At 40.6% G+C, this 22830-nt stretch carries 15 protein-coding genes; all 15 read right to left on the bottom strand.

Going from position 1 to position 22830, the window contains the following annotated elements; genetic code table 11:
* Nucleotides 1-59: 59 nt before the first annotated feature.
* Entirely contained in the window at nt 60-590 is a 531-nt protein-coding gene (locus AN394_RS17855) for a cell division protein ZapC domain-containing protein (RefSeq protein ID WP_055022164.1), read from the bottom strand.
* Between the two features lie 120 nt (nt 591-710).
* A complete protein-coding gene (gene pyrD, locus AN394_RS17850; protein WP_054561585.1) occupies nt 711-1721 on the bottom strand; it encodes a quinone-dependent dihydroorotate dehydrogenase in 1011 nt (336 codons plus the stop codon).
* Nucleotides 1722-1835: 114 nt separating this feature from the next.
* Nucleotides 1836-6674, bottom strand: coding sequence for an NAD-glutamate dehydrogenase (locus AN394_RS17845; protein WP_055022163.1), 4839 nt, complete (start codon nt 6672-6674; stop codon nt 1836-1838).
* Nucleotides 6675-6886: 212 nt separating this feature from the next.
* Nucleotides 6887-9211, bottom strand: coding sequence for an RND family transporter (locus AN394_RS17840; RefSeq protein ID WP_054551390.1), 2325 nt, complete (start codon nt 9209-9211; stop codon nt 6887-6889).
* On the bottom strand, nt 9211-10215 hold the full coding sequence (locus AN394_RS17835; protein WP_055022162.1) for a YCF48-related protein: 1005 nt from the start codon (nt 10213-10215) through the stop codon (nt 9211-9213). Before AN394_RS17835 ends, AN394_RS17840 begins: the two co-directional genes overlap by 1 nt.
* A 123-nt stretch (nt 10216-10338) precedes the next feature.
* Nucleotides 10339-11703, bottom strand: coding sequence for a DUF1329 domain-containing protein (locus AN394_RS17830; protein WP_055022169.1), 1365 nt, complete (start codon nt 11701-11703; stop codon nt 10339-10341).
* A gap of 12 nt (nt 11704-11715) precedes the next feature.
* On the bottom strand, nt 11716-13800 hold the full coding sequence (locus tag AN394_RS17825) for a DUF1302 domain-containing protein (RefSeq protein WP_055022161.1): 2085 nt from the start codon (nt 13798-13800) through the stop codon (nt 11716-11718).
* Between the two features lie 298 nt (nt 13801-14098).
* The gene (locus tag AN394_RS21755; protein WP_082423021.1) at nt 14099-14320 is read right to left on the bottom strand and encodes a DUF2835 domain-containing protein; all 222 of its coding nucleotides are present in this window, start codon (nt 14318-14320) and stop codon (nt 14099-14101) included.
* Nucleotides 14320-16914: an aminopeptidase N gene (pepN, locus tag AN394_RS17820; protein ID WP_055022160.1), complete on the bottom strand. Its 2595-nt coding sequence runs from the start codon at nt 16912-16914 to the stop codon at nt 14320-14322. The genes AN394_RS21755 and pepN overlap by 1 nt, the downstream gene beginning before the upstream one ends.
* Nucleotides 16915-16955: 41 nt before the next feature.
* Nucleotides 16956-18437 (bottom strand): Na+/H+ antiporter NhaC, encoded by a 1482-nt coding sequence (gene nhaC / locus AN394_RS17815; RefSeq protein WP_055022159.1) that lies wholly within the window; start codon nt 18435-18437, stop codon nt 16956-16958.
* 178 nt (nt 18438-18615) lie between these two features.
* A complete protein-coding gene (gene prc / locus AN394_RS17810; protein ID WP_054561591.1) occupies nt 18616-20640 on the bottom strand; it encodes a carboxy terminal-processing peptidase in 2025 nt (674 codons plus the stop codon).
* A gap of 27 nt (nt 20641-20667) precedes the next feature.
* Nucleotides 20668-21318, bottom strand: a complete 651-nt coding sequence (proQ, locus tag AN394_RS17805; protein WP_055022158.1) for an RNA chaperone ProQ — start codon at nt 21316-21318, stop codon at nt 20668-20670.
* A gap of 14 nt (nt 21319-21332) precedes the next feature.
* A complete protein-coding gene (locus AN394_RS17800; RefSeq protein ID WP_054561593.1) occupies nt 21333-21611 on the bottom strand; it encodes a hypothetical protein in 279 nt (92 codons plus the stop codon).
* The gene (locus AN394_RS17795; RefSeq protein WP_054561594.1) at nt 21608-22069 is read right to left on the bottom strand and encodes a GAF domain-containing protein; all 462 of its coding nucleotides are present in this window, start codon (nt 22067-22069) and stop codon (nt 21608-21610) included. Before AN394_RS17795 ends, AN394_RS17800 begins: the two co-directional genes overlap by 4 nt.
* Before the next feature lie 125 nt (nt 22070-22194).
* Nucleotides 22195-22590: a hypothetical protein gene (locus AN394_RS17790; protein WP_054561595.1), complete on the bottom strand. Its 396-nt coding sequence runs from the start codon at nt 22588-22590 to the stop codon at nt 22195-22197.
* Nucleotides 22591-22830: the final 240 nt, after the last annotated feature.

Genomic DNA, 22830 nt, shown 5'->3' with positions numbered 1-22830 from the left:
CGCGGCGATTAAATCGCTCCTAAAGTGAACAAATTTCTATTCACAAAGGTCAACACGCCCTAGGCTGATTTAAACTGTTTTTGTTGAATATAAACAGGATGGATACGGTTATTTAAAACCTTAATAGCCTCAAACTGTTCAAGAGAAAGGTTTTCGTCTAGTTGAAAGTGTTGGCTTAGGTTAATACACACTGAGGCTTCGCTTGAGTGGTCAACAATTAAAAACTCACCTTCTTGTGCCTGTGAGCACAATTTCACTACAGCTTCGACACTTGGCTGACTGCCATGATACTCATGAAAGAACCAACTTTTTGCAAGTACTGGCTTTAAATGAAATTTGACCGCAGTAGCATTTAGCGCGATTTGGCAAAGCTCCGCAGGGTTCCATAGTGAGAAAGTTTCGAGGTATTGATAAACTTGCTGATAAAATGCAGCGTCTTCAAGGCTAAAGTTAGGCTCTTGTAAAACAGCATCGGTGAGTTGGCGAAGTTTGTAAGGCGTGCACAGTTGCATATCTTGGTCTAGGTCAACCAAAAGACGATTATTTTTTGCACAAGCAAGCCATTTCCATTGCTTAGATGCTTGTAACATGTCTCCTCCCTAACGAATAAATACTGTGCGCTTAATAATAAATTATAACTAAAGCAGACCATTAATAAAATGATTTCTTAGAACATTTTATTAATGATCAATTGCTTAGATAACTGATCCTTATAAGCTGTTAAGGATCGTTTTTACCAATTCTGGGCCTTTATAAATGAAACCAGTGTAAACTTGTACAAGGTCTGCACCTGCTGCAAATTTCTCTTTTGCCGAATCAGCATCATCGATGCCACCCACACCAATGATAGGTAGTTTACCTTCGGTTAAACGCTTAAGTTCACTAACCACGTGGGTTGAACGCTGACGCACAGGCTGGCCTGATAAACCACCCGCTTCATTTGCGTATTGTTGACCTTGTACCATTGCACGCTCAAGTGTGGTGTTTGTAGCAATAACACCATCGATCTTATTGTTGATCAATGACTCACTAACTTGGCCAATTTGTACTTCATCAAGATCAGGGGCGATCTTAACTAGCATAGGCACTTGCTTGTTATGTTTGGCCACTAGATCAAGTTGTTCATTCTTTAAGCTTTGCAATAAGTCATCAAGCGCTTCGCCGTATTGTAAATCACGAAGACCTGGGGTATTCGGTGAAGAAATATTTACTGTGATATACGATGCATGCTCAAATACTTTACGCATACAGTGAATGTAATCATCTTTACCCTGTTCGTTTGGTGTATCTTTATTTTTACCAATATTAATACCTAGAATACCGTCGTATTTCGCTGCTTTAACATTGTTAACTAGGTTATCAACGCCCTTATTGTTAAAGCCCATGCGGTTAATAATCGCATTTGATTCAGGTAAGCGGAAAATACGCGGCTTGTCATTACCCGCTTGAGGACGTGGTGTAACAGTACCTACTTCAACAAAACCAAAACCCATTTGCGAAAATGCATCAATACACTCGGCATTTTTATCTAAGCCTGCCGCTAAACCTACTGGATTTTTAAACTCTAAACCTAAAAAGTTAACGGGTTTATTAGGGACAGATTGAGACCACGCAGCACTCAATGGCGTATGAGCAAATCGGCGTAAATTATTAAGTGCAAATTCATGAGCCCACTCCGCATCACGGGTAAACATAAAACGGCGAGCTAGATCATAAAACATGGTTTGTTCCTTAGGTAAAAATAAACAAGGTAGCCGTTTGTAAACGGACCATTGCAAATTAAGGGCAAAAAAATACCCCAGCGAGCTGGGGTATGTATTTTAATGACTTTTCACTTATTTGGAAGTGTCACAGTTGTGGCTTAACAACATTAGTTCACGAAGTGCCACTGAGAACTTCGCAAAATCATGGCTTTGCGATGTTTTGAACTCAGATAGCATCTGCTTCCAACGTTGTAATAGTAGATCTTGGTTATCCATCCACTCATCAATTTGTGCATCAATGTCTTTGCTGTCTGCAGCAAAGCTATTAAGTACCACAGCTGATAATGTACGTTGTTGCCAATCCAGCTCTTCACGGTAAGAAGCACGAGCAAGTGCTTGCCAGTGGTTCGCAACTGGTTGGTTGGTGATTTGGTCAAGGAACCAATGTAAGCCCATACGCGCACCCAGCTTGAAGTAGGTGTTAGAAACCATATCAATGCTACGCTCTGAATTGTTAGCAATTTCAGCTAAGTCCATTACAGAGAATAAGCTTGATAGTGACACAATACGTGTTGCAAGTGCTTTTGGTACATTGCTGTCAATTAGCTTATCTGCCGCTTTAACTAGGCGCTCGCTTTCTTTTTCAACCATGTAGCTGTTTAAGTTTTCACTTAAATCAGCAAATGTTGGTGCAAAGAACTCAATTGCTTGCTCAATCGTTTGTGCTTTATTGCGATGACGTAAGAACCAACGTGTTGCACGACGAACCGTACGACGTAATTGATATAGCATTTCTGTTTGTACAGCTGCTGGGATCTTATTATCAAGTGCAACAATTGATGACCATGTTTCTGGCATCTCGAACACTTCTTTTGCGATTGAGTAGCAAAGTGCGATTTCAGCTTCGTTAGCACCTGTTTCTTCGTGCATACGAACCATAAAGTTAAGACCCATATCGTTAACGATGTTGTTTGCAAGTTTCGTTGCGATAATCTCTTTACGAAGTGGGTGGTTATCCATTGCATCGTTGAACTTCTCACGAAGTGGCACTGGGAACGACTTAACTAATAACTGACGGTAGTAAGGGTTTTCAGTGATTTCATCAAACACTAGAGACTCTTTAAGAACCATCTTCGCGTAAGAAACAAGTACAGAAAGCTCTGGACGAGTTAAATCTTTACCCGCTGCTGCGCGCTCTGCAAGCTCTTCATCCGTTGGAATAAACTCGATTGCACGGTTAAGCTTGCCATCTTTTTCAAGGGCATGGATGAAACGTACTTTTTCTTTAAGCGTTGACGTACCTTTTGATTGAGTAATCGATAAGGTATGCGTTTGACGGTAACAATCTTTTAATACTAACTCAGACACTTCATCAGTCATTGAATAAAGTAACTCATCACGCTGTTTACGTGTTAAGTCACCTTCAGCAACTAGGCCATTAAGTAAGATTTTGATGTTTACTTCGTTATCTGAACACGCAACACCACCTACGTTATCGATGAAGTCAGTGTTAACGCGACCGCCTTTAGCCGCAAATTCGATACGACCTAATTGAGTCGCACCTAAGTTACCGCCCTCACCTAAGATCTTCGCACCAAGCTCAGAACCGTTAATACGAAGCGCATCATTCGCGCGGTCACCCACATCAGCATCAGTCTCTTTAGAGTTCTTGATGTAAGTACCGATACCACCATTCCAAAGTAAATCAAACTCCATCATTAGAGCTGCTTTGATTAACTCGTTAGGTGTCATGCTCGCTTTCTTAGTGCCAAGCATTTTCTTCATTTCTGGGCTTAAGCTAATTGATTTAGCCGCACGAGAGAAAATACCACCACCTTGAGAAATGAGGTCTTTATTGTAATCTTCCCAAGAAGAACGCGGTAGATTAAATAAACGCTCACGCTCTGGGTAAGATGTCGCTGCATCTGGGTTTGGATCAACAAAGATGTGCATGTGGTTAAACGCTACTTGTAAGCGAATATGCTTAGAAAGCAACATACCATTACCAAATACGTCACCCGCCATGTCGCCGATTGCCACCACAGTGAAATCAGTTGTTTGACAGTCAATGTCCATTTCACGGAAATGACGCTTAACAGATTCCCACGCACCTTTTGCAGTGATACCCATTTTCTTGTGGTCGTAACCTACTGAGCCACCTGATGCGAATGCATCACCTAGCCAGAAGTTATATTCATTTGCAATGCCGTTAGCGATATCAGAGAAAGTCGCAGTACCCTTATCGGCAGCAACAACTAAATACGGGTCATCTTCATCATGACGAACAACATCAACTGGTGGAACAATCTCACCACGTTCAATGTTATCTGTGATATCTAATAAACCACGGATGAAAATCTTGTAACACTCTTGACCTTCTTTGAAGAATGCTTCACGGTCTGTCGGTAGCTGTTTACATACGAAACCACCTTTCGAACCTACTGGTACGATAACCGTGTTTTTAACTTGTTGCGCTTTAACAAGACCCAGTACTTCAGTACGGAAGTCTTCACGACGATCAGACCAACGTAAACCACCACGAGCAACTTTACCACCACGTAAATGAACGCCTTCAACGCGCGGCGAGTATACAAAGATCTCAAACGCAGGCAGTGGTAATGGCATTTCAGGGATCATAGAAGGCTGAACTTTGAACGATACGTATGACTTAAATTGGCCGTCCGCTTCTTTTTGGAAGAAGTTCGTTCTAAGTGTTGCATTGATCATATCAACGTATAAACGGATGATACGGTCATCATCTAGGTTTGCTACGTTTTCTAGTTCAAGGTTAACTTGTGCTACTAGCTTCTCAAGTGTCTTTTCACTACCTGGGTTCTTAACTGAGAACTTTTTAGTGAATAAGTTAACAATTTGCGATGCAATGTGTGGGTAATTTGCAAATGTGCTTTCGATGTAAGTTTGCGAGAAAGTTACACCAATTTGACGCATGTATTTAGCGTAGGCACGTAGAATAGACGCTTCACGACCTGTTAAGCCACCCATTAATACTAAACGGTTGAAACCATCATTTTCTAAACGGTTATTCCACACGTTCGTTAATGCAGCACGGAAACGCGCTGACACTTTATCAAAGTCAGCAATGCCCTTGTTGTCAATTAGCATGGTAAAATCCATGATCCAATTAACTTTACCGTCAGTTGTTTTCACTGAGTAAGGTGTTTCACCTACTACGCGTAAACCAAAGTTTTCTAACATCGGCATTACGTCAGATAAGTGAATTGGCACATCTTTATGGAATAAGCTTAAACGAACAACATTTGTGTTTGCTTCTTCTTGTGGACGGTAGAACAACATCTCAAGTTTGTTCTCGTCGTTTAGAAGTTCTAGCTTTTCAATATCAACAACCGCTGCACTTGGTAAAACCTGATCTTTATACGCACTTGCAAACGCTTGTGCATATTTACGGTTTAGTTCTTTACCGCGTGCTTCACCTGCGCTTTCAAGTAGTGCAGATTGGAGTCTATCTTCCCAAGTACGGGCAGCTTCAATTAGGTTGTTTTCGATGTCTTTCACGTTATATTCAATATTATTGTCAGTCACACGCACCGTGTAATGTGTACGGGCTAATGTTGACTCAGAGAAGAAAGTAGTAAATTCGACTTTGTCGTCAGAATTAAATGCATTGGCTAAGATACGTTGCGTTTCACGACGTAGTGCCGTGTTATAGCGCTCACGCGGAACATATACCATGCAAGAGAAGAAACGGCCATATGCGTCTTTACGCACAAAAATACGGCACATATCACGCTCTTGTACTTGTAATACGCCCATGGCAACTTCAAGTAGTTCAGCTTCACGTGCTTGCACAAGCTCATCACGTGGATACGTTTCTAAAATATTTAATACCGCTTTGTATGCATGGGTGCCTTTAGCAAAGTCACACATTTCCATAATGCGGTTAATCTTACTTTTCAGTACAGGTACATCAGCGGCGCTGTTGTTGTAAAAGCTTGATGAGAATAAACCAAGGAAGCGATCTTCACCAATTACATTGCCCTCATCATCAAAACGCTTAATACCCACGTAGTCGATGTATGCAGGTCGATGTACACGAGACACTGAATTTGTTTTCGTTAAAATTAATAAGTTACTGCTACGCGCTTCTTGGCGCGCTACTTCAGGTAACTCAGAAAGTAAGCGGCTATGCTCTTCGTCTGTGTTTTTCATTAGACCAAGGCTAGTGCCCTTTTTACCTTTTAACTGGTAATCACCTTGCACTGGCGAAAGTTCATATTCACGGTAACCCATTAGCGTAAAGTTATCTTTAGCTAACCAGTCTAAAAACTCTACCGTTTCTGCAACTTCGCTTTCGTTATTATTATGGTGGCGTTTAGGTAAGTCTTTCGTTACCGCAATTAGCTTTTCACGAATTGGCTGCCAATCTTCTACAGCGATAGATACGTCAACTAACACAGACTCAAGTTCTTTTTTGAAAGACTCAATTACTTTTGCATCTGTTTGACGATCAATTTCGATAAAGAACACAGTTTTTGTCGACGTTGATTCTTGCTCTGCTTTTAAGCTTGAAATACCGGTGATTTTAGCATTTTTATCACGTTGGATTTTCAGCGGAGAGTGAAGTAATAAGTGAGAAGCGATGTTTGCGCGGGTCATGGCCATACGCACAGAATCAACGAGGAAAGGCATGTCTTTCGCGATGATTTCAACAATAGTGTGCGATGACTGCCAGCCATCTTTTGCTACTTCAGGATTGAAAACACGGACAACCGCGTCATCAGAATTATTTTTTTCTAGCGAGTTCCATAGGCTTAGTGCAGCGCCATATAAGTCACTATCGTTGCGATGAGCCAAATCCTCTTTAGACATATTGCTGTACAAGGCTTTGGCGAATTTCTCAACGAGTAACACATTATCAGCGTGAACTTTTTTCTGGATCAGCTTACAGACATTATCTAAGATAACCGAGGCTTGCCCTTCATTTCGTGTCATTGTATGTTCCTTAATCTATACTACTTATCGATTAGTAGAATATTTGTACAGCCATTTATTAGCGTGGAGTCAGGTAAATTCTAACTCTTTTACAGCTAATAAACAGCCTTTTCGATGAAATCATTTTAAGCTTTTCAGCTATTTGGTCATCTATTCACAAAATATAGATATAAATGGCCATTACTGGCCATATTGGAGCACAATTATTCACATTATTTTTTCTGGTCAGTCCAGAGGAAGCTACCAATAGCAGGTAAAAGTAGTACTGCACCCAACATGTTAACCAAAAACATGAAGGTTAGCAGAATACCCATATCCACTTGGAACTTCAGATCAGAGAAAATCCATGTGCTAACACCAATGGCTAAGGTAATACCTGTGAACAGCACTGCACTACCACGCTCTGCTAATGCATTACGATAAGCCACTTCGAGTGCCACACCTTGTTTTAGCTGCCCCATCATTGATGAAAGTATGTAAATCCCGTAATCGACACCAATACCAACACCTAAAGCGATAACTGGTAATGTCGACACTGTTAAACCTATTTCAAGTTGTACCATCAACGCTTGCGCTAAGGTTGATACGATGTACAGAGGTAATACAACCGCGACCGTTGCCTTAACACTTCTAAAGCTAATTAAGCATAGCAGGATTACGGCGCCGTAAACGTATAGCATCATAGGTAGCTGTGCAGCCGATACCGATTCGTTCGTTGCAGCCATTACACCGACAGGGCCTGACGCCAGCTTAAACTTTAATTCATCGGTTTCTTCAGCCTTAGCAAACTCTTTAACTTTAGCTACCACATGGTCAATTGTTTCTGCTTTGTGGTCATTTAAGAAAATAATCACAGGCATTACAGAGCAGTTTCCATCGAGTAAACCTGAGCTTGTTTCAACCCGTGAAGTAGCTTGCACTAAACTTGCCGTATTGCGCGGCAAGCTTTGCCATTTTAAGTTACCTTCGTTGAAGCCGGCGTTCACAGATTGCGCAACTGAGCTTAAGCTCACAGCCGATTGTACCCCTGCAACGTTTTCCATCTGCCATTGGAAACGACTAATACGCTCCATAACATCATGCTCAGTACACGCAGCAGGATACGCTTCTACAATCACTTTTAGGATATCTGATGAAATGGTGTATTTATCAGAAATCAAAAAGGTGTCTTGGTTATAGCGGGCATCTTGGTGCAAAGATGGCGCACCAGCATGTAAGTCACCAATACGCATTTTGTCAGCTTGCCAGTAACCCACTGCAAATAACACAGCCGTAAAGACGATAATAAAACCAGCTGTTTTACGATCAGTCGCTTTTACTAATAGCTCGCGTAACTTGTCTAGTAGATTTGGTTTGTCTGTGTGAGTACCTGCTTGAATATGCACAGAGCCTTCAAAACGCATGTACGATGCCCATACAGGTAATAAAATTAAGTTAGTGAAAATAATTACCGCTACACCCAAACTCGCTGTGATAGCAAGTTCACGAATAATACCAATATCAATGGTGAGTAAGGTTAAAAAACCAATTGTGTCTGATAGCAGTGCAATACCACCGGGGATCAGAAGTGCTCTAAAGCTTGCCTGACAACAAACCCGAGTTGAACTACCCGTAGACACTTTTTTGCCAATGTCATTGATCATTTGCACGCCATGGCTTACACCAATCGCAAACACTAAAAACGGCACTAAAATTGACATAGGGTCTAAACCAAAGCCTAAGCTTGAAAGCAAGCCTAACTGCCAAACAACAGCAATGATTGAACAGGCAATTGGTAAAATAGTCAGTTTTAAAGAATGGCAGAACAGCCAAACCATTACGAATGTGAAAGCAATGGCAATAGCAAAAAATAACAGTACGCCTTTAGCACCCTCTGCGACATCCCCTGCCATTTTCGCAAAACCGATAATATGAATACTGACCTTGTCAGTACTTAGCGGTTCACGAACTTGTGTTTCTAGCTTTTCTGCAAACGCTAAAGTATCTAGTTTTTCTTGTGTTTGTGGATCAGTTTCAAGTAGCTGGGCGGTTACCATCGCACACGAGTAGTCACTGGCAATCATACGGCCAACGACTTTTGCTTTTTCGATGTTTTCTTTTACAACCGCAAGACCACGTTTATCAGCGGTAAAGTTTGCCGGAATAATTGGACCGCCAGCAAAACCATCTTCAACCACTTCAACAAAGCGCGCACTCGGTGCGAAGATTGAATTAACTAACGGGCGATTTACACCAGGAATAAAGTAAAGCTGATCATGAACTGCTTTAAGTTGGGTGAAAAATTCCTCATTAAAAATATCACCATCTGCATCACAGACAGAAATCAAGATGCTGTTTGCTCCACCAAACTGTTTTTCATGTTTGGTGTAAACTTTCATGTAGTCATGATTAAGCGGAATATTTTTATTAAAAGAAGCGTCTAATTGTATTTGTGTTGCTTTGAATAATAAGAAACAGGTGATCAAAGCAAAGGAAATAATTGCGAATAAGCGATGGCGAAACACCGCTCTTTCTAAAATATCTAAAAAACCACGCATTACGGATTCAACTCCTTCACTTTAATGCCATTTTCTGAAGCCATAACTAGTTTGTCTTGAAACACAACACCATCAAGTAACGATTTACCATCGGCCATTTGTTGTTCTGATAATTGGCCATTCTCAATTTGGAAAATCACCCCGCTGTTAGCAAATAATAACCACTGGTTGTTGTATTTAATCGCACTATTCACGGTTGCATAATTGTCGTGTGGTATTTGTTGCCATTGATCACTGCCGGCTTGTCGAGTGAAAATGTTGCCTCGAAGGCCTGCAACTAGATCTTCACCACCTTGATCTGCAGTTGACGCAAACGTAAAGAAAGAGCCCATATAGATCTCTTCAAGACGCTGCCATGTTTGACCATTGTCGAAACTTTGTGCCATTAAACCCATTTCACCAGCTAGAAATAGACTCTCCTCAGTTTTAACGATGCGATTAAAATGTGGCAGTATTGAAGCTGTTTCAATTTCATAGCCTTCTGGGTCACTGTCTTTTAAATCATTGAGGTATTCACGGTCTTCTTCAAATAACAGGCTATCTAAAAAACGCTTCTGCCAAGTTTGGCCACCATCGTTAGTTTCAAAAAACATTCCATATGCACCGACTGCATAGCCATGTTGTTCAGTAGTAAATAAAATATCTAAACATGGCTTATCCATGTTTGGTAAAGATTGCTGTAACTGCCAGGTTTTTCCTGCATCTACAGTATTAATGATGGTTGCATCATGACCACATGCCCAGCCTAAATCGTTATTATAAAAATCAACGGCTGTTAGCAGCACTTGAGTAGGCACACTGGCTTGTTGCCAAGTTTGAGCGTCTGTACTTGTGATAACCACACCGTGTTTACCAACTGCAATGAGATTTGGGCCAGCTAGTTCAATGTCGGTGAGAAGAGTTTTGTTTGCGTTAACAGCGCTAATCGCTTGTTGCGGCATAGGCATGTCTTGAGCAAAACATGAAGCACTATAAGCAAGACAGGCATAAAGCAAATACTTCATAAAGATAAATCGCCTTCGAAAAAATAAAAAGAGAAGTCAAAAAAGCCACTGAGAAATCTATTGCGTGTACTGATGACTTACGCGAATTGCAAAAGGCACCTGGGGTCAGGTGCCTTAATTTGATTAACGACCTTCGCGGCGTAATGCGCTTGAAGTAAACTCGTTATCGTTGAATGATTGTGAGAAATCATACATTTTTTCTTGGTTGTCTAAACCAATTGCTAAATAACGACGAGAGTTAAGGTCATGGTAAACTTCTAACGTACTCCAATGAGTTGGTACTTCATAGTAGTTAAGACCATGCGCCATCGCTACACGATACATTTGATCGCGGTTATCATAGATATCCGTTACATGAACTTGCCAGCTATCTTCATCAATATAGAAAACACGTTTTTTATAGATATGACGCGTGCCCTCTTTCAGGTTAGCTTCAACAACCCAAACACGGTGTTTTTCATAACGAACATGTTCAGGATTGATATGACCTGCTTGCAGAATATCATCGTAGCTTAGTTTGTCACTGTGAAGCTTATAGCTGTTATAAGGAATATAAAGCTCTTGCTTACCTTTTAATGTCCAGTTGTAACGATTTGGAGAACCGTTGAACATATCAAAGTCATCAGTTGTACGTAAGCTATCTGCAGCTGTTCCCGGTGCATCATAGGCAACATTAGGTGCACGACGAACACGACGCTGACCTGAGTTGTATGTCCATGCTTGGCGTGGCGTTAAGATTTGGTCCATTGTTTCATGAACTAGTAACGCAGTACCAGCAAGACGCGCTGGCTCAGTTACTTTTTGCTTAAACTTAAACAAGATATTAGATTCTTGTAGCTTTTCAGGCGTTGCTTCAGGTGATGAATACTCAACTAACAGTTGCTCATCAAAACCTACATAGTTATATGAACCAGATGCTGTCGGTGCAGCTTGACCACCAGAACGCTCAATTGATAAACCACGGAAACGTAATAAGTGGTTCCAAATCGCTTCTAAGCCATCTTTAGGGATTGGGAACGGAACACCCACAGCGGTATTTTTAATACCGTTACCGCCCTCTACTAACTCAGCTGTCGTTGCATATTTTTTAGTTGCATCATATACAAACTGAGGATACGACGCGCTACGACGCGTTGGATAGATGTTCATTTTGAACGTATCAGGATAGGTATTGAATAATTCAATTTGACCTGGGCTCAAGTAATCTTTGTACTCAGCTACATTCGATTTATCAATCGTGAATAAGATTTTATCATCAGCAAACGGATCAGGATGATGCATTCCCGGTTTATAACCAGCAGGTGGTGTTGTGATACCACCATCCCAAGCTGGGATAGAACCGTCATTATTCGCAGCTTTTTCTGCGCCAATAGGAGTTAAATCTTTACCTAAACGTGCCGCTTCATCAGCGGTAATTTTTGCAAGTACACTTGAGCTTGCGAAAACGCCACAAAATGCTGCAGCAATGAGGGTAGGTTTTCTAATAATCATAATTTACCCTTAGATTGAATATTTAATATTGAAAGATACATAATCGCGGTCAGAGAAAGTATTCGTTGCACCACCACCCCAGAATGAGTTGTAGCTAAAGTCGAACGACCACGCATTTTGATAGTTGAAGTTCATAGTAACACCGAGCGATTTACGGTCTTCAACAAATAAGAACATTGGATCAGGTGTAATACCATTCACATCGTGCGAGAACACAAAACGTGGAGAGAAGTTAACACCACTGAAGAAGTTATAATAATCACCTTTCGCAATTAAACGATAACCCCATGCAGAAGCCGTTGGGAACGGGTTCGTTTCAGGACCATTAGAAAGACCTAAGTGCAGTGTTGAATAATCATCACTTAATGGGCCTTGCATAATACCACTTCGACCAGTACCAGCAACATTTAAACGAAGCTCATCGTAATCTGGCATATCGTTAATGCGTACACCACCAATTTCACCAACTACCGCCCAGCTATCAGCTCCAAGTGAAGGACCAAATAGGTGTGTTGCTGTAAATTGTAATTGTGCAGTGTTACGTAGGATAAATCCTTGTGCTACTTCACCAGGGCCTACAACGCTTGTCGCATCGCCTGGGCTCATTTGTGAAATACCAGCAAAATCAGGACGAATACCTGCAACTGCTAATTGCTCTGGCATACCCGCATATAACAGCTCTACGTCATCAATTTGCAGAGGCTCATCTTGGCGGAATGCAAATTCACCAGCAAGTGCCGTTTCGCCCACAGATGTGTTGAAGCTAAGACCGTACAGTTTAATATCTTCAGGATATTCTAACTGACCTTTAGTGAATGCTTGAAGATTAGTTACATTATCTTCTGTGATATCTGTAGTTAATAACATACCGATATCAGCAGCGATTGCCGCATCAGTGAAGTTTGATACCTGACCAGAAATTACCGGACGACGGCTATGATAGTTAATGTGGTATAACGCCACTTCAGTGTCGTTTAATTCAGGTAAGTACATACCTAAACGTAAACCATACTGGCCACCATCGTCTGGCTCGTTTTTACCTGCACCACCTTTGCCTTTTAACGCCACTTTGGTTGGGTAAGCTAGGTACATTTGCGCCATCATTGCTTGGCCTTGTGCAGATGTAGGATCAACACCTTGCGAGCGAACAATGTCATCTAAATTATTTAAGCTTTCAGTTAAGAATGCTAAATCAATATCCGGGTTAGACGTGAAGCCCAATTGGATATTTTGCTGATAACCATTTTCTGACGCGAAATCGTTCGTCGAGAAGTATGTACCAGCCGCTGGAAGACGTGTTTCATGCCATTCATATTGGTAGAAACCTTCTAGCGTTAAATTATCTGTGATGCCTAGTGATGCCCAAAGCATACCAACAGGTATGAAAGCTTCTTTTAACTCTGCACCTGGCGCTTTTAAACGATCGATATCAACTGGGTTAACGTTAATACCATGAGAAATCAAGGTACTCTCACCCCAGTTCACAACTTGTTGGCCTAAACGAATAGACAGCGGGTTACGGCCCTCATTTAAATCAAAGTTTGCCCATACATAAGCGTCTAGTAAACGTAAATCAGCACACACTTGTTCTTTTGTGTCGTCATCGTCACATGGGTCTACTTTGTTACCTGATGTTGGGTTGCTATAAGCGTAATCACCATCCATCAAGGCAAAGTCGTAAAAGTACATAAAGCGAGTGAAGAAACCAAAATTATCTTTGCTGATTGATAACTCATGGTTACCTTTTAATAATTTTGAGAATGAATCACCACTATCAAAATTGAGGTTACCTGCATCACCATTATTTGAGTATGCACCTGGTTGGTTCCATACATCAGCAGAAGAATAAATTGGATTTAAAGCAGAATGATAACCCGTCCAGTCAAATGAAGGATTATTACTCTTACCTATATGTTGAAAATCTCGGTCTTCAACACGAATGCTTTGGCCATAAGAGAAGTTAGAGTCAAAACGTATATCGAAGTCACCTAACTCAAAGTTTGCCGCATGCAAAGATGTGCTTGAGAGTCCGAGTGTAGCCGCCGCGAGTCCCAAAGCTATTTTGTTTTTAACAAAAAGCGATCGTTTTATCATTGTGTTCATCCCCCTGTAACGGGTTGTTTTGTGATCAAATTGTTGTTTTTAGTATCTTTCTAACGATAGAAGCGAAACAGTAAAATTACAATATAGAACGCGTTCAATCGGTTAATATTTATTTAAAAATGTGACGTTTACGTATTGGTAAGACGTCATACCAGATATTTTATACACGTAAATTAACAATAGAACAAATCGAATTAACAAAAATATAATAAATTTAGCGAATTGGGGACAGTGAAATTTAGCATTTTGGACGACAAATATTACAAAAAAAGCAGCTAATGCTGCTTTTTTAACTAATTTTCTCGAGTTTTAAAAACTGATTATCAGCCGTTAATGTCAACCTAAAGCGCCCTCTTATTCCTAGTGAAGAAATAAAAGGACGCAAATGGTGAGCGTCAAAGCGAACTGTCTTACCACCATCTTCTGTGACTTGCACAGATTTATATTTACCATGATAGTAATCAAGACACTCTGAGTAACTCAGATACAAGGCAAAATAGTACTCTGTCATTAACTTTCGAGTGCTTTCTCTACTTTTTCAAACAGATCATCACTGAGGCCTTCTAAATCAGCTAAACGTTGAAGTTGTGCTTTCATTGCCGCAGAACGATTTTCATCATAGCGTTTCCATGACATAAATGGCGTTAGCATGCGTGATGCATTTTGCGGATTAATATCGTTAAGCTTCACTAATAAGTCACCTAATAGCTGATACCCTTCACCATCGGCTCGATGGAATTGAGTGATATTAAAGTGGCTAAAGCTACCAACCAAAGCACGAACACGGTTAGGATTACCGAAGTCAAAACTTGGGTGATCATAGAGCGCTTTAATATCGCTGATACTCGTTGCTGAATCTTTCATCGCTTGCAGTGCAAACCATTTATCCATAACGAGCACATCATGACGCCATTTAGCATCAAACTCTGTTAAAAGCGTATCACATAGTGAGTGATTTGCTTTTACAACAGCACTTAATGCAGCAAGTGCATTGGTCATATTATTACTGTGGGCAGACTCTTCGATAAGGCCATTAACGTCGCTGTGATTTGTTTTCGCTAAATAGTGTAAACAAAGTTGCTTAAGAGCACGCACTGCAACGGCTGTAGCAGATGTTGAACCATCATCTTCAAGCGCGTTATAACAATTAACCAATGATTCTGTTAGGAAGTTGGCAATTTGAGATTCAAATGCATTTTGAACAGCAATAATGTCATCAACAGGGATGACAGCATATTCAGCTGCAAGAGTATCGTAGCTAGGCAGTTTTAACAGCTCCGCAATCAGCGCAAGGTCACCTTCACGATTATCAACTAGTAGCTTTAATGCCGACAAGATATCATCCGATAAGCAAGCTTCACCACTGGCAATCGCCGCTTTCATTTCATTAGTAAATAAGCGCTGCTGAGCATCCCAACGTGAAAAGTCACTGCGAGCAAAACGCATAATATGTAACAGATCCGCTGCAGATGTATTTTGATTAACGATGCATGGCGCAGAGAAATCTTCTAGTAGCACTGCGACTGGGCGCTGTTTAATGCCCTCAAAAACAAACTGCTGTGTTTTTTCTGTGACATTCAATACCGAATCTTGTGGCTGATTATCAATCACAAGTGGTAGAGACTGCCCTTCACTATCTAAAAGTTCAATAGCAAAAGGAATATGCAGTAAGGCATTGTTAGGCTGATTATCAGGTGCAAACTGTTCAATGCTTAATGTGAAAGTTTGGTTTTGTTCATCATACGCTTGCTCTACATTGAGCTTAGGTGTACCCGCTTGACTATACCAGCGCTTAAATTGCGTTAAATCAATGCCAGACGCATCACTCATGGCAGCGACAAAATCATCACAAGTAACTGCTTGTCCGTCATGGCGCTCGAAATACAATGCCATACCTTGTTGGAACTTTTCTTCTCCAAGTAAGGTGTGCATCATGCGAATAACTTCAGCCCCTTTGTCATACACAGTCACTGTATAAAAATTATTCATTTCAATGACTTTTTCAGGGCGAATTGGGTGAGCCATAGGGCCTGCATCTTCACTAAACTGGTGAGTACGCATTACTTTAACCGCATCAATACGATTAAGCGCACGTGAGCCTAAGTCGCTACTAAACTCTTGGTCACGGAAAACCGTTAAGCCTTCTTTTAAAGACAACTGGAACCAGTCACGGCAAGTCACACGGTTGCCGGTCCAGTTATGGAAGTACTCGTGACCTACAATTGATTCAATCGTATGGTAATCTTTGTCTGTAGCTGTTTCTTGATTAGCAAGAACACATTTAGAGTTAAAGATATTCAAGCCTTTATTTTCCATTGCGCCCATGTTGAAGAAATCAACGGCAACAATCATGTAAATATCTAAATCGTATTCAAGGTTAAAGCGCTCTTCATCCCATTGCATTGATTTTTTTAAAGAAGTCATGGCATGAGGCGTTTTTGATAAATTACCTTTATCAACAAATAGAGCCAACTCGACTTTTCGTCCAGACTGCGTCGTGTAATGGTCACGTAATACGTCAAAATCACCGGCGACTAATGCAAATAAGTAGCTAGGCTTTTTAAATGGGTCTTGCCATTTTACAAAATGACGACCGTCATCTAAGTTACCTGATTCAATTTGGTTACCATTAGACAGCAAGTGAGTGTACTTTTTGTCGGCAATAATGGTTACATCAAAGCTAGCAAGCACGTCTGGGCGGTCAAGGTAATAAGTAATCTTTCTAAAACCTTCTGCTTCACATTGCGTACAGTAAGCACCACCCGACAAGTACAAACCTTCTAACGAGGTATTCGTTTGCGGATCAATATGGTTTTCAATTTTCAGAATAAAGCTTTCAGGTAAGTTATGGATGATCAGCTTTTCATCTTCTAGCGTGTAATCATCATACGCTTTGTCATCAACCATCAATGAAATTAGCGTTAAATCAACACCATCTAGCGCAAGTTCTGCATTGCTTTCATCGGTACGATTGATTGTCATTGTTGACTGCACTGATGTTTTTAAAGGGGCTAATTCGAAGCGTAAATCGATATGTTGGATTGAAAATTGTGGGGCTTGGTAATCTATTAAATATTGAGCTTGAGGTTTACTCGTAGCAGACATTACTGACTCCAAATGGCCCTGCTTAGCAGGGCCTAAATAGTTTATTCGGCGTTAGCTTCTTGTTTAAGATGTTTTGGGGTAATACGTAAAATTTTAATACCAAAATAGGCATAAACAACCGCTAAGAATGGATTAATTAAATTAAAGAACGCGTACATTGCATAGTCAAATGGATTGATTAGTAAAACACTTTGCATGTAGGCACCACAGGTATTCCAAGGAATAAGTGGGCTAGTAATTGTGCCACCATCTTCTAATGTGCGAGATAAGTTAACAGGCTTTAAACCGCGTTTTTCATATTCTTCTTTAAACATACGTCCTGGAACAACAATAGCGATATATTGGTCAGCTGCAACCGCATTGGTACCAATACACGTTGCAATCGTTGCAGTGATAAGAGAACCGGTGCTTTTAGCAATTTTTAAGATGCTCTTGACGAACATATCAAGTAAGCCGGTTTTTTCCATGATAGCGCCAAACATCAAGGCCGTCATAATCAGCCAAGTGGTTGTTAGCATGCCAGCCATACCACCACCGCTTAATAGTGAATCCATTTTTTCATCACCAGTGTCAATGCTGAAACCATCAAAGAACGTTGTCCAAACTAATTTGAAGTAACCAATTGCTTGTCCTTGTGATGCATCAATTTGGCTATTAATTAAATCTGATTGAAACAACATAGCCCAAATAGCACCAAGCACGGCACCAATCGAAATAGCTGGGAAAGCTGGCATCTTACGAATTGCTAAAAACAGCAACACCACCAGTGGTACTAGCATTTCAAAACCAATATTAAAGTTTTGCTCTAATAAATTAACGATTTCATCAATACGTCCAGCTTCAGCTGAACCACCGGCATTAAAGCCCATAAAAATAAAAATGATTAACGCAATAATGAAGCTTGGCACTGTAGTCCAAAGCATGTGATGGATATGCTCAAATAAATCTGCCCCAGCCACTGCTGGTGCTAAGTTTGTTGTTTCAGAAAGCGGGCTTAATTTATCACCAAAGTAGGCACCAGAAATCACCGCACCTGCTGTGACAACTTGTTCTAAACCAAGACCGGTTGCAACACCTAATAGCGCCACACCAATAGTCGCTGCTGTGGTCCAAGAGCTACCAATACTCATAGCGACAATGCCACAAATTAAACAACTAGCGGCATAGAACCAACTTGGGTTGATAATTTGTAAGCCATAGTAAATTAGAGTGGGTACTGTGCCTGATAACAGCCAAGTACCAATTAAGGCACCCACCATTAATAATATAATGATTGCTCCAAGGGATAAGGTGATCCCCTCAATCATAGCTTGTTCTAGTTTCTTCCAGGTGTAACCATTTTTTAAGCCTATTAATGCCGCGGTAAATGTAGCGAATAATAAAGCAATTTGGTTAGGACCTGATGATGAATTATCACCGAATAAATAAACAGCAGCGCCTAATAGGCACACGAGCACAGTAATTGGGATTAAGGCATCTAAAAAACTGGCCTGTTTAATTGGCTTCTCTTCAATTGAATTCAAAAGATAGTCTCCTACACGTCTTATGTGGCGTGTTTAATTATTATTGTAAGCTTTGACGCAAAACTTCAGTGGCCTTATGCAGCCAGATTTTGTGATTATACCAATCTAACCTGTTTTAGGTAGCAAAAAAGGCGCTTAAGCGCCTTTTTATTAATCGATATTGCTAATTAATTGCTAATTATTTCTTAGCGATACGACCATATTTTATATAATCTTGGGTGATTAATGCGGCTTCTTCTAAGAAAGGGTCTAGCTCGTCAAGGCTATCAGGTAAATCGTCAAGCTTCTCTACTGGCTTTTCTCCAAGGCGAACAAGTCGTTCATTAGCACGTTCTAACGCGCGTTCTTCACCTTCGTCTTTCTCTTTTAGACGCGTCGCTTCAACCAATGAGATAGTCTTACGGTCTTTCTCTTCTTGATAGCGTTTAATATCAGCAAACACATAACCAAATTCAGGCTCATCTGCAATACGCGCATCATGAAGCTTATTAACGTAAGCAATCGCAGGTTTTAGGTTATCAACCGAGTTGTACTTAGCACGGATGATGCTATCCCAAGGTAGCGCGTTGTCTTGTTGACTCTCGCCCCACTCTGATGGCTCAATTGCCGATGGGAATGACACATCTGGAATAACGCCTTTGTGCTGTGTGCTTCCGCCATTAATTCGGTAGAATTTTGCAATGGTATACTGCACGCTACCTAATGGATGATCATATAAGTCATAAGCACGGCCAAGTGGTTTGTGCTGCTGTACAGTACCCTTACCAAAGGTTTGCTCACCAATCACAATAGCACGGCCGTAATCTTGCATCGCTGCTGCAAAAATCTCTGAGGCAGATGCACTGTAGCGATCAACCAACACAGTAAGTGGGCCATCATAAAAAGTGACGCCGTCACGGTCTTTTTGCTCTTCAATACGATTATTTAGCGTATGAATTTGTACTACAGGACCTTGATCGATAAATAAGCCAGAAAGCTGAGTCGCTTCGTAAAGTGAACCGCCGCCGTTTTGACGTAAATCGATGATGATACCGTCTACTTTGGCTTCTTTTAATTTTGCAATTTCAACTTTAACGTCTTGTGATAGGTTGTTATAGAAACCTGGGATTTCAATCACACCAATTTTGCTGGTTAAGTCTGAATATTTTGCTTCAAATACTTCAGATTTTGCAGCGCGGTCTTCTAAGCGAATTTTATCACGCGTGATTTCAACCACTTTTGGTGTTCCGTGGGCATCCGCCCCTTTTAAATATTGCAGGCGAACTTTTGTCCCTTTAGGGCCTTTGATTAAATCAACTACGTCATCTAAACGCCAGCCAATCACATCAACAAATTCTTCACCTTCTTGAGCAACACCAATAATACGGTCATCTGCTTTAATTTGTTCAGACTTATCAGCCGGACCGCCAGGTACTAAGCTACGGATAACTGTGTAGTCTTCATCATAACTAAGTACCGCACCAATACCTTCTAATTCAAGATCCATGTCCATCTTGAATTGCTCAGCGCGACGAGGTGATAAATAAGAGGTATGCGCTTCAATGCTTCGTGCGAATGAATTCATCACGATTTGAAAAGCATCTTCACTGTTAGTTTGTACTAAACGCTTTTGCGCGTTGTGGTAGCGTTTGGTCAAGACTTCTTTAATGCCTTGCCAATCTTTACCAGTCATTTTTAATCGTAAAGCATCGTATTTAACGCGCTGACGCCAAAGTTCATCAAGCTCAGCTTGGCTTGTTGCCCAGTTTGCGTCTTCGCGGTCAAATAGATACTCATCTTCTTTATCGAACTTCATTTCGTTTTCAAGTAACGATAAAGAATAGTCATAGCGTTCAAAACGACGTTTTAAACTTAAGTTAAAAATATCAAAGGCAAATCCCAATTTACCTGTCGACAATGCATTATCAAATTGGTCTTTATATTGCTCAAACGAGGCAATGTCAGACGCTAAAAACACATTTTTATTGTAGTCGAGAGATTCAATATAACGATCAAAAACCTTCTCAGATAATTCATCGTTAAATTTAATTGGCTTGTAGTGTGCACGAGTAAATAAGTTTGTCACCCGTTTGCTTGCCGTACTATGTTGGCTTTCTTGCTTGAGTACTGGCAGGTCTTTCTCAGTCAGATTGTCTGATGATGCCAGTAATGAACCTGAAAACAGGGCAGCGACTAACGGAATGAGCGTAAACTTTTTACTCATACACAACTCCTTTATTTTTTACAGCTATTAAATGATATACAGGCTGTCTGCTTTGGTCTTAACTTGCATCCCTGTTACTAACTCAACGTGAACTTCATCTTTATTCACTTCAGTAATAACCGCGTTTACAAGTGCTTGGCCAAGTTTAACTTTAACTTTGCTATTAACCTTGACCTCTGAGGCAGGTAAAGGTTCAACTTTTCCTGAACGTTTTGCAGGAGCAGCTTTAGCAGGCTTATTATTTACTTTAGCGCCTTTTTCGCCAGATTTAGCGTGGTGACCACTATTCTTTTTGTAAGATTTTGTGTCACCGTCTTTACGTGGACGTTGTGGCTTCTTACGCTTTGCCATTTTAGCGCGGCTTTCTTCTAACGCTTTTTGTGCGTGCTCAATGTGCTCTTGTTCTACTTTTTCGTCTTGATTACCATCAAGATCGATACGGAACTCAGACTTAGTTACAGCTTCTAAATAGCGCCAGTTTGAGGTGTACTTTCTTAGTGCTTGACGAACCTGAGTTTTACTTACTTTCTCAGAACCTTCAATACGCTCAGCGATATCTTTAAAAATACCTACTTTAAGCGGCTGAATACCGTCTTTTTGTTTAAAACATTTTGGAAATTCTTGGTATAAGAAATCCAGTACTTCATTAATATCTTTTAGCTTGTTTGTGGTTTCCATGTTAGAACCTTTTATTACATCTTTTCATCAAGTGATGAATCGACATAGTGTGTTACCCAGTCGGTCAACTCTTCGAAGTCCGCTTCAATAAGCGCTAAATCACCTCGAAGGTGTTCCCAAATACCATTTATAATTTCATCAATTGATTCACAGTCAAGGTCATCTGGTAGACGCTCCCATGCCATGTGAATCAAGTCGTTGAGCCTTTCGGCAACAACTTCTTCTTCCCCTTCCCAATCACCAACATCTTGGATTGCAAAGAGGTAATCTTGCACATTTAGCAGATCTTTCATTTTAGATTTGCCTCAAAGCACTTTACCAATGCTTCTAAACCAGCTTGATCATCAGCATCGAATCGCGCAATGCTTGGGCTGTCGATATCAAGTACAGCAAATACTTTACCGTCTTTGAAAATCGGCACAACTACTTCAGAGTTAGATGCAGCATCACAGGCAATGTGACCGGCAAATGCATGCACGTCTTCAATGAGTTGTGTTTGTTGTGTTTGCGCGGCAGTTCCACATACCCCTTTACCTACTGGAATACGGATACATGCAGGATTACCTTGAAACGGCCCTAGCACTAATTCTTCAGGTGAATCCATTAAATAAAAGCCCGCCCAATTGATATCCTCTAAAGAGGTAAATAACAGCGCACTAATATTTGCCATGTTGGCAATAACATTTGATTCACCAGTGATTAGCGACTCAGTTTGTTTAACTAATGACTGGTAAAAATCTTGCTTTTGCATACCAAACTACTTCTTATTAAACATACAGTAGCTAAAGGTACTCTTTGTAGACGACAAATGAAACCTTTTAAGGGCAAAAAAAAACATTTTGCCCTCAATTTCAGTCAGCTTGATTAAATATTCTGCTATTGATGAGAAGATTGTGTTGTAAGGCCCTGTCTTAAACCAAATAAAAACAGTCCAGCTGCCAGAGCAGACATCACAGCATTGACTATAAAAGCCATACCTGTTGTAGCGCTAAGTAAGTAGCTGAAAATAGCGCCACCTAGTAAGCCAAGTGTCAGAACACCTGAATAATTAACTTTTGCATACTTATACATAAGTAAATAACCAGGTACCACAAACGCTGCCATAGTAAGACCTACAATGTGGGCATTGGCGATTGCGCTAACGAATAAGTTAAAGAAAATGTTTAAACCATTTCCTTCAAGTGTAAACGCATAATAAAGACCCAAGATACAACCGATGATCACAGGCGATAATAAAGAAAGTCCTACACTCTTTGCTAAACGATGTTTCATAAATTCCCTAATGTCACAAAGATAATACGAGAAGTGTTAAGCATGGACTAACTAGTTAAAATGCGAAATATCGACAATAGTCGTAATTTGCAGAACAAATGAAAAGCACAAGAAACAAAAAAGCCGCTGAATAAATTCAGCGGCTTAAATGATGGTGGAGAGATAGGGATTTGAACCCTAGAGGGGCTACAAACCCCTGCCGGTTTTCAAGACCGGTGCATTCGACCACTCTGCCATCTC

Origin of the sequence: Pseudoalteromonas sp. P1-26 (assembly GCF_001401795.1) — a bacterium.
Taxonomy (GTDB): Bacteria; Pseudomonadota; Gammaproteobacteria; order Enterobacterales; family Alteromonadaceae; genus Pseudoalteromonas.
This window is presented reverse-complemented; position numbering and strand designations above follow the sequence as displayed.

Excerpts from the sequence above, each read along its gene's own strand:
- AN394_RS17855 (WP_055022164.1), bottom strand. The coding sequence starts at position 590 with ATGTTACAAGCATCTAAGCAATGGAAATGGCTTGCTTGTGCAAAAAAT.
- pyrD (WP_054561585.1), bottom strand. The coding sequence starts at position 1,721 with ATGTTTTATGATCTAGCTCGCCGTTTTATGTTTACCCGTGATGCGGAG.
- AN394_RS17845 (WP_055022163.1), bottom strand. The coding sequence starts at position 6,674 with ATGACACGAAATGAAGGGCAAGCCTCGGTTATCTTAGATAATGTCTGT.
- AN394_RS17840 (WP_054551390.1), bottom strand. The coding sequence starts at position 9,211 with ATGCGTGGTTTTTTAGATATTTTAGAAAGAGCGGTGTTTCGCCATCGC.
- AN394_RS17835 (WP_055022162.1), bottom strand. The coding sequence starts at position 10,215 with ATGAAGTATTTGCTTTATGCCTGTCTTGCTTATAGTGCTTCATGTTTT.
- AN394_RS17825 (WP_055022161.1), bottom strand. The coding sequence starts at position 13,800 with ATGATAAAACGATCGCTTTTTGTTAAAAACAAAATAGCTTTGGGACTC.
- AN394_RS21755 (WP_082423021.1), bottom strand. The coding sequence starts at position 14,320 with ATGACAGAGTACTATTTTGCCTTGTATCTGAGTTACTCAGAGTGTCTT.
- pepN (WP_055022160.1), bottom strand. The coding sequence starts at position 16,914 with ATGTCTGCTACGAGTAAACCTCAAGCTCAATATTTAATAGATTACCAA.
- prc (WP_054561591.1), bottom strand. The coding sequence starts at position 20,640 with ATGAGTAAAAAGTTTACGCTCATTCCGTTAGTCGCTGCCCTGTTTTCA.
- proQ (WP_055022158.1), bottom strand. The coding sequence starts at position 21,318 with ATGGAAACCACAAACAAGCTAAAAGATATTAATGAAGTACTGGATTTC.
- AN394_RS17800 (WP_054561593.1), bottom strand. The coding sequence starts at position 21,611 with ATGAAAGATCTGCTAAATGTGCAAGATTACCTCTTTGCAATCCAAGAT.
- AN394_RS17795 (WP_054561594.1), bottom strand. The coding sequence starts at position 22,069 with ATGCAAAAGCAAGATTTTTACCAGTCATTAGTTAAACAAACTGAGTCG.
- AN394_RS17790 (WP_054561595.1), bottom strand. The coding sequence starts at position 22,590 with ATGAAACATCGTTTAGCAAAGAGTGTAGGACTTTCTTTATTATCGCCT.